Source organism: Lysobacter lycopersici (genome assembly GCF_007556775.1).
Lineage (GTDB): Bacteria > Pseudomonadota > Gammaproteobacteria > Xanthomonadales > Xanthomonadaceae > Pseudoluteimonas > Pseudoluteimonas lycopersici.
On the sequence record NZ_CP041742.1, the window covers coordinates 1,975,802 to 1,989,255 of the forward strand.

The 13,454-nt window shown below is 68.1% G+C and carries 11 protein-coding genes; 5 read left to right on the forward strand and 6 right to left on the reverse strand.

Going from position 1 to position 13,454, the window contains the following annotated elements:
* Positions 1 to 118 precede the first annotated feature (118 nt).
* Both FNZ56_RS09780 and FNZ56_RS09785 read right to left on the reverse strand, forming a co-directional pair.
* Positions 119 to 997, reverse strand: coding sequence for a hypothetical protein (locus tag FNZ56_RS09780; RefSeq protein WP_143879660.1), 879 nt, complete (start codon positions 995 to 997; stop codon positions 119 to 121).
* Between the two features lie 264 nt (positions 998 to 1,261).
* Complete coding sequence (locus tag FNZ56_RS09785) at positions 1,262 to 2,164, reverse strand: 5'-nucleotidase, lipoprotein e(P4) family (RefSeq protein ID WP_143879661.1); 903 nt, start codon at positions 2,162 to 2,164, stop codon at positions 1,262 to 1,264.
* 163 nt (positions 2,165 to 2,327) lie between these two features.
* Between FNZ56_RS09785 and FNZ56_RS09790 the strand changes: the two genes are divergently transcribed.
* Positions 2,328 to 3,053, forward strand: coding sequence for an SGNH/GDSL hydrolase family protein (locus tag FNZ56_RS09790; RefSeq protein ID WP_221933296.1), 726 nt, complete (start codon positions 2,328 to 2,330; stop codon positions 3,051 to 3,053).
* A 19-nt stretch (positions 3,054 to 3,072) separates the two neighbouring features.
* On the opposite strand, the gene FNZ56_RS09795 is transcribed toward FNZ56_RS09790, so the two are convergent.
* Positions 3,073 to 5,049, reverse strand: coding sequence for a UvrD-helicase domain-containing protein (locus FNZ56_RS09795; RefSeq protein WP_143879662.1), 1,977 nt, complete (start codon positions 5,047 to 5,049; stop codon positions 3,073 to 3,075).
* 91 nt (positions 5,050 to 5,140) lie between these two features.
* On the opposite strand from FNZ56_RS09795, the gene FNZ56_RS09800 reads away from it, so the two are divergent.
* Together FNZ56_RS09800 and FNZ56_RS09805 are read left to right on the forward strand one after the other, a co-directional pair.
* On the forward strand, positions 5,141 to 5,890 hold the full coding sequence (locus FNZ56_RS09800) for an SEL1-like repeat protein (protein WP_246064568.1): 750 nt from the start codon (positions 5,141 to 5,143) through the stop codon (positions 5,888 to 5,890).
* 39 nt (positions 5,891 to 5,929) lie between these two features.
* Positions 5,930 to 6,553 carry a thymidine kinase gene (locus FNZ56_RS09805; protein ID WP_143879663.1) on the forward strand — a complete coding sequence of 208 codons (624 nt, stop codon included), beginning with the start codon at positions 5,930 to 5,932 and terminating at the stop codon, positions 6,551 to 6,553.
* Positions 6,554 to 6,559: 6 nt separating this feature from the next.
* On the opposite strand, the gene FNZ56_RS09810 is transcribed toward FNZ56_RS09805, so the two are convergent.
* From FNZ56_RS09810 to mutM, 3 genes are read right to left on the reverse strand one after another with little or no spacing between them, the layout of a single operon-like run.
* Positions 6,560 to 9,364, reverse strand: coding sequence for a serine/threonine-protein kinase (locus FNZ56_RS09810; RefSeq protein ID WP_143879664.1), 2,805 nt, complete (start codon positions 9,362 to 9,364; stop codon positions 6,560 to 6,562).
* A gap of 11 nt (positions 9,365 to 9,375) precedes the next feature.
* Positions 9,376 to 9,939, reverse strand: a complete 564-nt coding sequence (locus FNZ56_RS09815; RefSeq protein WP_143879665.1) for an ECF-type sigma factor — start codon at positions 9,937 to 9,939, stop codon at positions 9,376 to 9,378.
* A 59-nt stretch (positions 9,940 to 9,998) separates the two neighbouring features.
* Entirely contained in the window at positions 9,999 to 10,811 is an 813-nt protein-coding gene (gene mutM / locus FNZ56_RS09820) for a bifunctional DNA-formamidopyrimidine glycosylase/DNA-(apurinic or apyrimidinic site) lyase (protein ID WP_143879666.1), read from the reverse strand.
* Between the two features lie 201 nt (positions 10,812 to 11,012).
* On the opposite strand from mutM, the gene FNZ56_RS09825 reads away from it, so the two are divergent.
* Both FNZ56_RS09825 and FNZ56_RS09830 read left to right on the forward strand, forming a co-directional pair.
* Positions 11,013 to 12,071, forward strand: coding sequence for a serine hydrolase domain-containing protein (locus FNZ56_RS09825; protein ID WP_185970724.1), 1,059 nt, complete (start codon positions 11,013 to 11,015; stop codon positions 12,069 to 12,071).
* 53 nt (positions 12,072 to 12,124) lie between these two features.
* The gene (locus FNZ56_RS09830; protein WP_143879668.1) at positions 12,125 to 13,420 is read left to right on the forward strand and encodes a hypothetical protein; all 1,296 of its coding nucleotides are present in this window, start codon (positions 12,125 to 12,127) and stop codon (positions 13,418 to 13,420) included.
* Positions 13,421 to 13,454 lie beyond the last annotated feature (34 nt).

The following is a 13,454-nucleotide window of genomic DNA, read 5'->3' on the forward strand; positions in this document are numbered from 1 at the left end:
CCGCGGATCCGGATCGAAGCGCTCGTCGGGCTCTTCGGGCGATCCGAACAGCGAAGGTTGGGAAGGGGGAATCTTGGGCATCGCCGGCATTATGCCCGTCGCGCCCGGCTGGCCGCCCTTACTGCGCCGGGGTCGCGGGCCCGGCGGCGGCTTCGGCGTGGCGCAGGAAATCGGCGACATACCAGCGCCCGTCGCGGCGTTCGACGGCGATGACCGCATCGATGTCGCGGCTGCCGAAGCGGTACTGCATCCGCACCCGGGCGTGGTTGCCGTCGCGTTCGACCTCGCTCGCGCGCATGCCGGCCAGGGTCGCGTCGAGGTCCAGGCCGTAGCCGGCGAGCACGCCCTTCATCACCTTCTCGAATGTCGACAACCGACGCAGGCTGTCGTCCATGCCGAGGCGGGCGAAATCGGCTTCGGAACGCAGGCCGCTGGCGCGGGCGGCGGTGGCAAGCCGTGCGATCGCGGCATGCGCGCGCTTCGCGTCCGACAGCGGCGCGTTCGCGGCCCAGCGGCTGGCGGCGGCGACCAGTTGCCGGTAGTGGGCGCGTTCGTCGGCACTGAAATCGCCTTCATTGGCGAGGTATTTGTCGCCGAACAGGCCCAGCGCCAGCGCCGCCGAGCGCAGTTCGCCACCGGCCCCGGCGAGTTGGCGGTCGTAGTCGCGGCCGAGCTTCGCCTCCGAACCGGGCGCCGCGAGCGCGCCGAGCATTGCCGGTACCTTCGCGCCCAGCGGCAGTTCGTCCAGCGGCCAACGGCTGCGTCCGCTGCGCCAGGCCACGTCCAACCGCACGTGCAACGCCGGCGGCACCGCGTCGCGGGCGAAGGCGGCGAGGTCGTTGTCGTGCAGGTCGCGGGTGGGCAGCAGCACCGCTTCGGCCGGCGTGGTCGCGCCGCCGGGACGGGTCGATGTCGCGGTCGACACGGACGTGTCGCCGCCACGGCAGCCGGCCAGCACCAGCGAGCACGTGATCGCGAACGTTGTCCAGTTCCGCATCGTTTCCCTCCCCGCAGACAACGATAGGCGATTCGCGCCCCTCATCCGCCTTCGGCACCTTCTCCCCGCAGGCGGGGAGAAGGAAAGCGGAGGAAAAGAAAACGGGAGACCGAGTCTCCCGTGAAGTCCGGCTCTCGCCGGAGGACGTTGCGGTTGTGGCATGGCTCCGGCCGTGGCCGGACGCGTTCAGGTTAGCCGAATCGAAAAGCTGAGGCAATACCTCAACTTTTCATCATTAACCAATTGATTTAAAAGAATTTCTGATCAATTCGCCAGATCCAATGCGGCCCGCTTGGCCGCCCGGCGCTTTGCCTGTGGCTGTGCCCAGTCGTTGTTGAACACCGCCGGCTCCCAGCTGCCGTAGCTCGGGTTGGGCAGCATCCACCAGCGCTGGCCGAACCAGTCGCGGTACTTGCCCGCCAATTGGCCGCGGTCCTTGGGCGCGTTCGCCAACACCTGCACGAAATCGCCGAGCTGGTCGCCGAACTGCATCAGCACCCGGTACTTCTGCCCGGCGAGGCGGCGGCGGCAGTTTTTCTCGCTGCCGTTCTGCTCGCAGTCCTTCACGAAGGTACCGAGGCCGAGGAACACGCTGTCGTCCTTCACCGGCAGCCCAACCGCCTTGAGGTTGGCGATCGTCGCGGCCTGCAGGTGTTCGTCGCGGTTGGAGAGGTAGAGCACGGTGATGCCCTTGGCCGCCGCGGCCTGCGCGAACGCGACCACGCCCGGCAGCGGCTGCGCCTTCTTCTCGGCCACCCAGGCGTCCCAGCTGACGTCGTCGTATTCCTTGCCGTTGGCGATCAGCCGCGCCTGGTAGGGCGAGTTGTCGAGCACGGTTTCGTCCACGTCCATCACCACCGCCGGCGGCAATCCTTCGGCGGCGTTTCCGCGCTCCTCGGGCACCAAGGCGTCGCGCGTCTTGTCGGCGAGTGCGGCGTCCAACTGTGCGGTCGCGGCGCGGTAGATGGTTTCGCAGACCGCGCCGTATTCGGCCGAGTCCTGCATCCACAGCACCGCATTGAGGTTGTCGTTCGGCTTGGCCGGATCCACCGCCGCGGCCTTGGGCGGCGGAATCTCGCCCGCGGCGGGCGCGGTGTACGAGGTCGGCTTGCACGCGGCCAGCGCGAGCGCGCAGGCGAGCAGCGTCAGGGTGCGGGGTGAAGGCATGTCGGGCTCCGTCGGGATCGCGCGAGTCTAGCCCGCGCTGGCGACATCCGTACCGTCGGGAAGCCGCGAAGCGTTCCGGCCGGCATGGCGTTTCGCGAACGCCGGGTTCTGGCCCATCATGGCCCCGATTCCGGGCGCCATCCCCGCATGATCGAGTCGCTTGGTGAAGATCAATCGCAACACCCTCGCAATCGCGATTTCACTCGCCGCGATCGCAGTTCTCGCATGGGCCGAGCGGCCGCATGCCCCCGGTGCCGGGGGAATCGATGCCGCGCCGGCTGCCAACGCGCGCCTCCTGCCTGAATTGGCGCCGGTCGCGGACGTGCCCGGCTTGCCCCGCGTACTGCTGATCGGCGATTCGATCTCGATCGGTTACACGCTGCCGGTGCGCAAGCTGCTGGAAGGAAAGGCCAACGTCCACCGCATTCCCTTCAACGGCCGTTCCACGATGGACCACGTTGCGGAGGTCGAGAGCTCGCTCGACGACGGCAAGTGGGACGTGATCCATTTCAACTGGGGACTGCACGACCTCAAGCTCATGCCGGACGGCAGGCATCAGGTTGAGCCGGGCGAGTACGAAAAAAATCTTCGCGCCCTGGTCAAGCGGCTGCGGGCGACCGGCGCAAGGCTCATATGGGCCACGACCACGCCCGTCCCGGAAGATGGGATCGATGCGGAGAGAAGGCCGGCCGACGTGAAGGTTTACAACGACATCGCCTTGGAAGTGATGAGGGAAAATGGCGTGGCGGTGGATGACCTCAATGCCGATGTCGTGCCCAGGCTCGCCGAATTGCAGAAGCCGCACGACGTCCACTACAGTCGGGCCGGATACGAATTCCTCGCGAAAAAGGTCGCCGCGCGCATCGAGGCGGCGCTCCCGCGCGAATGACTGGTTCGCCGCCGGCGTTTCAGCCGTCGAGCAACGCGCGGATGTCGGCGAAACCCGCGGCCGCGCGTTCGGCCTTGCGCGCCGCGTCCGCGACCGGGTCGTCGCCGTCGCGCTGGATTTCCGCCGCGGGCAGTTCGTCGAGGAAACGGCTCGGCACGTGGCGCTGCTTGCTGCCCCAACGCGTGGCCTCGCGCGCATGCGACAGCCACAGGCGTTCCTTGGCGCGGGTGATGCCGACGTAGAGCAGCCGGCGTTCTTCCTCCAGCCGGCCTTCGTCGATGCTGGCCTCGTGCGGGAGCGTTCCGTCTTCCAGCCCGACGATGAACACGTAGCGGAATTCCAGTCCTTTCGCCGCGTGCAGGCTCATCAATCGCACCTGGTTGCCGGCGTTGTCGCGGTCGGCATGGCTGAGCAGGCCGAGCTGCGCCGCGAGCTCGGCGATGCCGGCGCCACGCGCATTCGCGAACCAGTCGGCGAGCTCCTCGAGGTTGCCGCGACGCAGCGCGAACAGCGATTCGCTGCTGCTGTGCGCGCGCAGGGCTTCGAGCATTCCCGAGCGCGCGACCAGCGCACGCACGAGTTCGCTCGGCGGCAGGCGCGAAGCGTCGCCGCGCAGTCCGCGGATGAGGTCGGTGAAGCCGGCGATCGCGTTCGCCGAACGCGTCGGCAACTGCTTCAGCAGGCCGACCGATTCGGCCGCGCGCGCCAGCGGCAGGTGCGCCTCGCGCGCGAGTTCGCCGAGCTTGGCCAGCGTGGTCGCGCCGACTTCGCGCTTGGGCGATTGCAGCGCGCGCAGGAATGCGGCGTCGTCCTCGGGATTCGCCAGCAGGCGCAGCCAGGCCAGCGCGTCCTTCACCTCACCGCGATCGAGGAAGGCGGTGCCGCCGCTGAGGTGGTAGGGAATGCGCAGCAGCTGCAACGCCTTTTCCAGCGCGCGGCTCTGGTGGTTGCCGCGGAACAGCACGCAGAAATCGCTCCACGGTGCGCCGTGCTTTTGCGCGGTGAACTGCAATTCCGCCGCGACCTTCTCCGCTTCGTGCGCACCGTCGCGGCATTCCCAGACGCGGATGCGCTCGCCGTCGGCCTGCGCGCTCCACAAGGTCTTCGGGTGCTCGTGCGGGTTGCGCGCGATCAGCGCGTTCGCCGCGCGCAGCACGCGATTGCTGCAGCGGTAGTTCTGTTCGAGCTTGACGATCTTCAGCGCCGGGTAGTCGCGCGCGAGTTGCGACAGGTTTTCCGGATTCGCGCCGCGCCAGGCGTAGATGCTCTGGTCGTCGTCGCCCACGCAGGTGAAGTCGCCGCGTTCGCCGGCGAGCGCCTTCAGCAGCCGGTACTGCGCGTCGTTGGTGTCCTGGCATTCGTCGACAAGGAGATAACCGATGCGTTCACGCCATGCGGCGTTCGCTTCGGCGTCGGTTTCCAGCAATTGCACCGGCAGCCGGATCAGGTCGTCGAAATCGACCGCGTTGAACGCATGCAGGCGCTGCTGGTAGCGCGCGTACAGTGCCGCGGCCTCGCGTTCGCGCACACCCAACGCATTCGCTGCCGCTTCTTCCGGCGACAACCCGGCGTTCTTGGCCCGCGACACCAGCGATTGCGCGGCCTGCACCGCGTCGGGCTTCGCGCCCGGCATCAGGTCGCGCAGTTGCGCGAGGGAATCGTCGGCGTCGAACACCGAGAAGCCACGCCGCAAGCCGAGCTTCGCGTGCTCGGTTTGCGCGATGCGCAGGCCCAGCGCGTGGAAGGTGCACACGGTCAGGCCTTCGCCGGCATCGCCCTTGAGCCGGCGCGCGACGCGTTCGCGCATTTCCTTCGCCGCCTTGTTGGTGAAGGTGATCGCGGCGATGCGCTTCGCGGGAACGTGCCCGCCCTGCACCAGGTGCGCGATCTTCTCCACGATAACGCGGGTCTTGCCCGAACCGGCGCCGGCGAGCACCAGCAGCGGACCTTGCGCGTGCAGGACCGCGTCGCGTTGTTGATGATTCAAGCCATGCATAGGGTTAAACTCGATCGCGCGGGAATTGCGCGCGGAAGGTCATGCATTCCGTAGTGGGCCAAAAGGCGGGCATCTGAATGGACTTGCTGGAATGAAGCAGGTTGTCGTCATCGCATTGTTGGCATTGTTCACGTTTTCGACGTCGGGCTCCGCCCAGAAGGCCGCTAGCGTGGCGCTCACCGGAGAAGACATTCCGGCGGACATTCTGACGGATGGCTTCCTGGAAGCACACCCGGACTTGAAGTATCGCAAGGCGGGCATGCGCGCCGACGACTTGCATGATCCCGTGGTGGCGCGCCATCAGTACGCGCTCGCCGCTCGGTATGGCGACAAGCCTTCGCAGGCCCGGTTGGGGGAAATGACGTGGAATGGCGAAGGCGCTCCGCCGGACCACGCCCTGGGGTACCTGTGGATGGCGCTCGCTGCCGAACGCGGCTATGAAATGTTCGTCATGCTCAAGATGTATTACTGGCAGCAACTCACGCCGCAGGAACGCAAGGACGCCACGGCGCAGGCGCCTCGCATGCTGGCGAATTACGGGGACGTCGTCGCCAAACCGCGCCAGAGCGCGGTAATGCGCCGGGAAGCTCATCGAGCGACGGGTTCGATGCTGGGTCCCTCGTACGCGTCGGCGCTGTACATCGCGCTTCCCAATGGCGGCAGTATCGATGCGAATCGCTTCTATGCGCGTGAGTTCTGGAATGCGGACAGCTACTGGAAGTTGCAGGACCGCATCTGGAGCGGGGAACGCCATGCACGCATCGTGGTGGGCGACCTGCAGAACGTCTCCCCGATTCCAGAAGTGAAAAACGCGGAGCCGGCGCCGAAAGATCGGCCCTGAACTGCCGGCAATGTCGGTGCGTCACGCTAGACTGTCGGCATGGCCAAGCTCTACTTCTACTACTCGGCGATGAACGCGGGGAAGACCACGACCCTGCTGCAGTCCGCGCACAACTACCGCGAACGCGGCATGCGCGTGCTGATCCTCACCCCGCGCCTGGACGACCGTTCCGGCAGCGGCACCGTCGCCTCGCGCATCGGCCTGCGCGCGCAGGGACGGGGCTTCGGCCGCGAGGACGACCTCGAACAACTCGTGCGCGACGACATCGCCGCACGCGGCAAGCTCGACTGCGTGCTGGTGGACGAAGCGCAATTCCTCACCAAGGCGCAGGCCTGGCAGCTGGGCGAGGTGGTCGATGCGCTGCGCGTGCCGGTGCTGTGCTACGGCCTGCGTACCGATTTCCGCGGCGAACTGTTCGAAGGCAGCGCCGCGTTGCTGGCGTGGGCGGACGAGCTCGACGAGATCAAGACCATCTGCCACAGCGGCAAGAAGGCGACGATGACCGTGCGCGTGGACGAGCAGGGGCGCGCGGTGCAGCAGGGGCCGCAGGTGGAAATCGGCGGCAACGAACGCTACGTATCGGTGTCGCGCGCGGAGTTCAAGAAAGTGATGCGCGGCGAAGGCCGGGTCGAACTGCAGCAGGACGTGTTGCCGCTGGAGTAGGCGCGATCAGCGGCAACGCGTGGCGATCGCCGCGACCTTGCGCGCCACGCTGCCGCCCTCGGGCAGGGCCGCGCGGAGTTCGCCGTCGAGCGCGCGCAGCACATCGATCGCGGCCGGGCGCTGCGGGCCGTGGCAGCGCAGGCCCGCGGCCTCGGCGCGCGCCTGCCACGCGACCTTGCGCAGTTCGAAATCGTTCGCGGGCAGTTTGCCGAGCGCATCCAGTTGCAACAGCGCCGCGCCACTCCCGCGGCGCGCCTGGAACTTCGCCAGCGACAACTGCGCACGGCGCGCGGGCGCACGGGCCGATCCATAAGCCGCATCGAGGATCTGCACCGCGCGCTGCAGCTCGGCTTCGTCCTGCGGATCGCCGAGCGCAGCGTGGATCACGCCGAGCAGGCGGTCGCATTCCCCGACCAGGGCGTGGTTACCGCCGAGCAGCGGCACGCGCAGGCGGCGGCTGCGTTCCGCCAATGGCAGCGCTTCGGAATCGCGTCCAGCGTCGTGCAGGATCAGCGCCTTGTTGAACAGCACCGAGGCCAGCCGCAACGGTTGTCCGGAATCGCTCCATGTGGCGATGGCGCGGTCGATGGACGCGAGCGCGGCGGGGATGTCGCCGCGTTCCCAATCGACGATGGCGAGGCTGTTGTCGTCGATCGCCACGTCCTCGCTGTTCGCGCCGAGGCGTTCGGCCAGCCATTTGCGGCTGTGGTCGAACGCGGCCTCGGCCTCGCGCAGGCGGCCCAGGTCGACCAGCATCGCCGCCCATTGCCGGCCGGCGTCGATGGTTTCGCGGTGCTGCGGGCCGAGCACGGTGCCGGCCAGTGCCAGCGCGCGCTGGCAGTCGCGCTGCGCCGCGGCCATGTCGCCGTCGATGCGTTCGAGCGAGCAGATGTTGCGCAGCAGTTCCACCGCGAGCGGATGGCGCATGCCGGGACCGGCCTGCAGTTTCGACAGCGCATCGCGGTAGCCGCGCAATGCGCCGGCGTTGTCAGCCGCGTCCTTGCGCAGGTCGGCGAGGTCGGCGAGGTTCTCGATCGCGCCGGCCGCATCGTCGAGCGTGTCGCGGCGGATCGACAGCGCGCGTTCGAACAGGGCTGCGGCGCCGTCGCGGTCGCCCGCGCGGCGCTTGCAGCGCCCGAATTCGGAATAGAAATCCGCGGCCTGCACCGGCAGGCGTGCCTGTTCGCGGCGCGCACGCGCCTCCAGCGGTTGCAACGTCTGCAGGCATTCGCCCGGTTGCGCGAGCAGGCGCTGCACGTGGCCGATGTCGGTGTACAGCGCGAGCAGCAGCCCGGGTGGCGGGCGATCGAGGCTGGCGACGACCAGCGTTTCGCGGCGCAGCAGGTCATAGGCGGAACGGTAGTCGCCGAGGCCGATGCGCAGGCGCGCGACCACGCCGTAGAGTTCCGCGCGGGCTTCGGGCTGGCGCGCGAGTTCGCGGTCGCCGCGTTCGATGCCGGCATCGAGCAAGCGGCGCACGTCGACGCTGCCGGGATTGGGCGATTCGCCGGCGTTCTGGAACAGGCCGACGACGAAATCCTGCATCGCCTGCGCGCGCGCGGCTTCGCGCAGGGCTTCGCGCGCCTGCCAGGCGACGATGCCGAGCGCGGTGGAGAGCACCAGCAGCACCAGCAGCGCGGTCGACAACGCCCAGCGGTGCCGGTGCACGTACTTGCGCAGGCGGTACTCGACGCTGTGCGGTCGTGCCTGCACCGGCTTGCCGTCGAGGAAGCGGCGGATGTCCAGCGCCAGCGCCTCGACCGAGGGATAGCGACGCTCGGGCTGCTTGGCCAGGGCCTTGAGCACGATGTTGTCGAGGTCGCCGGCGACCTGGCGCGCGAACCTGCGCAACGCGTGCGCGTGCGCGTGCCCGGGTTCGGCGTCGGCCGTGCGTTGCAGCGCCTGCGAAGGTCGCTGCGGATCGGCGTGCAGGATCGCCTCTTCCCACTCCGCGTCGGTCGGACGCCGCGGCTTGTACGGCTTGCTGCCGGTGAGCAGTTCGTACAGCACCACGCCGAGCGAATACACGTCGGTCATGGTCGTGACCGGTTCGCCCCGGATCTGTTCGGGCGCGGCGTAGTGCAGGGTGAAGGCGCGCAGCCCGGTGCGGGTGTTGTCGAGCACGGCCTCGGGGTTGTCGAGCAGCTTGGCGATGCCGAAGTCGAGCAGGCGCACGTCGTCGAGCGCCGTGACCATGATGTTCGACGGCTTCAGGTCGCGGTGCACGATCAGGTTCGCGTGCGCGTGGCTGACCGCGTCGCAGGTCTGTAGGAACAGCGCGAGGCGTTGTGCCAGTGGCGGCTGGCGTTGCTGGCACCAGTCTGTGATCGGTTCGCCGTCGACGTATTCCAGCGCGAGGTAGGGCTGGCCGTCCTGGGTGACGCCGGCATCGAGCAAGCGCGCGATGTTGGCGTGCTCCAGACGCGCGAGGATCTGCCGTTCGCGGGTGAAGCGCAGGCGCAGGTTCGGATCGGCCAGGCCGGGGCGCAGCAGTTTCAGCGCGACCCTCCGCTGGTAGAGGCCGTCGTCGCGGCAGGCCATCCACACCTGGCCCATGCCGCCTTCGCCGAGCAGGCGTTCGAGCCGATACGGGCCGATGCCCGCGCCAGGGCGCGGGCCGGGCGCGGCCAGCAGCGGTTCGCTCAGGAATTCGTCGTTGCCGGCTTCCTCGGCGAGCAGCGCCTCGAGGTCGTCCGCGGTCTGCGGGTCTTCCTCGCGCATCAGCGCGAGGCTGCGCGCGCGCGTTTCCGCATCCAGCTCCAGCAAGGCGTCGAGCAGCGGGGACAGCCGTTGCCAGCGCTCGGCATCCATGCGCGCCGGGCTCAGGCTTCCTTGAGCGAGGCGAGCAGGAACATTCGCGCCTTCTGCCAGTCGCGGCGGATGCTGCGTTCGGAACGCTCGAGCAGGCCGGCGATCTCCAGTTCGGACAGGCCGCCGAAGTAGCGCAGCTCCACCACCTGCGCGAGCTTGGGATCGACCGCCGCGAGCTTGGTCAGCGCCGCGTCGAGGCCGAGCGTCTCGTCGTCGACGCGCAGTGCGGATTCGAGGTCCTCGGGCAGGTCGGTGACGCGGTGCTGGTCGCCGCCGCGCTTCTGCGCGAGGCGCTGGCGGGCGTAGTCCACCACCACGCTGCGCATCGCGGACGCCGCATAGGCGAAGAAGTGCGCGCGGTCGCTGAACTCGACTTCGCGGCGGCCGGTGAGCTTGAGGTAGGCCTCGTGCACCAGCGCGGTGGCGTCGAGCGTATGCCCGCGCTGGCCGGCGAGCTGGCGCCGGGCCATGGCGTGCAGCTCGTGGTAGAGCGTGGACAGCACCTGGCCCAGTGCATCGCGATCGCCATCGCGCGCGGCGCCGAGCAGTTGGGTGATGTCGCCGGAATCGCTCATGCGCGGATCGCGCCTCCCCGCGCGTGTGGCCCACTATACCGCTGGCCCGCGAACCTCCTTCAGCGCTGGCAGTGCCCGCACCAGACGCTGGCGCGCTGGCCGACCATGGCTTGCTTCAGCGGCCGGCCGCAGCGCGGGCAGGGTTTACCGCCGCGACCGTAGGCGGACAGTTCCTGTTCGAAGTAGCCAGGCGCGCCGTCCGGGGCGATGAAATCGCGCAACGTGGTCCCGCCGCGGGCGATGGCATGGGCGAGGATGCGCTTCGCTTCCCCGGCGAGCGCGGCGTAGCGCTCGCGCGAGACCTTGCCGGCGGCGCGCAGCGGCGAAATGCCGGCGGCGAACAGCGCCTCGGCGGCATAGATGTTGCCGACGCCGACCACGATCTTCTGGTCCATGAGGAAGGTTTTCACCGGCGCGCTGCGACCACGGCTGCGTTCGAACAGGTGCTCCCCGTCGAACGCCTCCGACAGCGGTTCCGGCCCGAGGTCGCGCAGCAATTCATGGGTTTCGCCCGGCTCCTGCCAGAGCAGGCAGCCGAAGCGGCGCGGATCGTTGAAGCGCAGCACGCGCCCCGAGTCGAGGGCGAGATCGACGTGGTCGTGTTCGCGTACCGGCGTTTTCGCCGGCAGCACCCGCAGGCTGCCGGACATGCCCAGGTGCAACAGGGCGCTGCCGGCCTCGGTGTCGAAGAGCAGGTACTTGGCACGGCGGCGCACCGCGACGATGCGCTGCCCCGGCAGGCGTTCGGACACCTCGGGCGGGATCGGCCAGCGCAGGTCCGGGCGACGCAGCAGCACCGAGCGCACCCGCCGGCCCTCGAGGTGCGGGGCGAGCCCGGCGCGGGTGGTTTCGACTTCGGGGAGTTCGGGCATTCGATAAAACCCTAAAGAATGAACAACATACGCCATTACTGTGCGGTCAGTCGCAAAATGCGCGACCATGGAATCGGCGAACGCGATGCGTGGACTGGCCTGATTGGACCGCGGATCGACGTTTCCAATGGAATAGGCAGCTTCTTGCAGGGGGAAGCCATGCGTGTACCGGCCTGGTTTGCGTTACTTGCCGGATTGGTCGTGGGCACGGCGCAAGCCCACGGATCGAACGATGCGCGCGCGCGGCCCGATTTCCGCCCGGTCACCGCGTACGTGGACGGCTTCGTCGGGTCATCGGCCGACGACCTGCTCCCCGGCGCGTCGCTGATCATCATCCAGGACGGCAGCGCCATCTATCGGCGCGACTTCGGCACCTATGTCGGCATCGCGCCGCAGGCGCCGGTGGCATCGGCGAGCAAATGGCTCTCGGCGCTGGTGGTCCAGCGGCTCGTCGAACAGGGAAAGATGCACTGGGACGACACGGTCGCCGATTATTTCGGTTCGAGCTATCCGAATCCCGATGCGACCAAGGGCGGGATCACCCTCGGGCAGTTGATGAGCCACACGTCGGGAATCGCCACCGCGAGCGATGCATGCCTGCAGTTCGCCAACCGCAACATGGCGCTCGATGCCTGCGCGAAGCAGATCCTCGGCGCGCCATTGGGCTGGCAGCCGGGAACCACGTTCGCCTACGGCGAGAATTCGATGCAGGTCGCCGGCGCGATGGCGCAACGCGCGACCGGCAAGGCCTGGGCGCAACTGGTCAAGACCGAATTGACCATTCCGCTGAAGATGACCAAGACCGATTACGGATTGAACGCCAGCGGCCTGCCGTTCAAGAACCCGATCATCGCCGGTGGCGCGCGTTCGACCCTGCGCGACTATGCCAACGTCGTGCTGATGGTCCTGCAGGGCGGCGTGTTCGACGGCGCGCAGTACCTCTCGCCGGAAGGCATCGCCGAGATGCAGCTCGACCAGACCCATGGCGTTCCGGTGGACGTCGCGTCCGATCCCTATCCCGAAGCGTTCGGCTACGGTTACGGCGAATGGCGCGATGCGGTCGATTGCGACGGCATCGCGGTCCGCGTGTCCAGCACCGGCGCCTTCGGCACGTCCCCGTGGGTCGACTACGGCCACGGCATCGCGGCCGTGTTCCTCGCCTACAGGCAGTATCCGCCCTCGCAACTCCGGGACACCCTCAGGCAATTGTGGGGCGTTGTCGACGATGCGGTCGGCGGCCCGGTCGGATGTTCGCCCTGACCTCGCCAGGCGCGCATCGATCCCGATTCCTTGCATCAATGGAGCACCAAACCATGGACAACGACACCCGCCTGTTCTTCGGCATGGCCGCGGCTTCGCTGCTCGTCCTCGCCGGATCGGCATCGGCGCAGACCCTGCCCGAGGAAATCCAGGTCGGAGCGCGCGTGATCAAGGACTTCGAATTCGATACCGCGCGCGACGGCGTTTTCTGCCCGAGCTGTAATGGCGGCGCGGGGAATTCCCGCCTCGCCTACATCGACACGGACCACAACCTCTGGGTCGGCGGCGTCAATTTCAGCAACGGCTACTTCAATCCGCCGGACGGAAAGGCCGTGCTGGTCGACACCAACGCGACCACCGCGACCGAGATCGGCAATGGCCCGGAGTGGGTGGATTCGGAGCAAGGCTCGCAGTTGGTTTACACCCGCTGGACCGATGGCGTGCCGCACCAGGCAGTCAACCTGCAACTGGGCTTGGCCGTCATGAACGGGGGCACCTGGATCGCGGGTCCGATCGACCATAGCAAGGGACGCGTGCTGCCCCTCGGCACGGACGATCCGAACGGCTCGTACCCGTTCCTGCATTTCCAGACGTTCTCGACGCAGTCGCGACCGACCACCCTGTACTGGCGCGGCCTGTATCCGGATTCGACCGAAACCGCGATCCCGATGCTGAACCCACAGGCGAACATCACCCGGCGCTGGGTTCCCGGCACCCTCGACATCATCCTCACCGCTTCCGAGAGTTCGGTCGTTCCGACCACGCCCGCGACGGTCTCGCCATCGACGCGGCAGGTGTTCCTCTACCACGCCTCGACCGGGACGTTCGAGCAACTGACGTTCGACGACGTGAACAAGTTCTGGGCCTTCATGTGGCCGGCGCCCGAGTTCGGCAACGAGCAGGTGTTCGTGGTCATGGTCGGCGGCAATCGGCTGCGCATCTACCGCAAGCTGGACAACGGGCAGGGCGAGGCGGTGTGGACGAACATCAAGACCATCAACATGCCCGACGACACGCCCTACGTGACCTCGCCGGAGCCGTTCGTCTACAACAACCAGTCGTGGGTCAGCTTCACCCTGTCCGCGGATCCCACCGGACGCGATTTCACCAAGCCGAGCCTGATCGCCATCTCCGGCATCGTCCCCGGCGTCGACAGCCTGCGGCTTCTGACCTCGGCCTCCGATCGCGTGCGTCGCGACCCGGAATATTTCATCACCGCGAACGGTCCCTACATCTACTACAACCGTTATCTCCCGGCATCGGGTCCGGGCGGCCATCCCACCAGCGAAGGTGTGTTCCGGGTCGATACCCAGCTGGGGCCGCCCGCGAACGCCACGCGGCCACGGTAACGGCCGCTCCCCGCCGAGCGGTTCCGCGGGGACG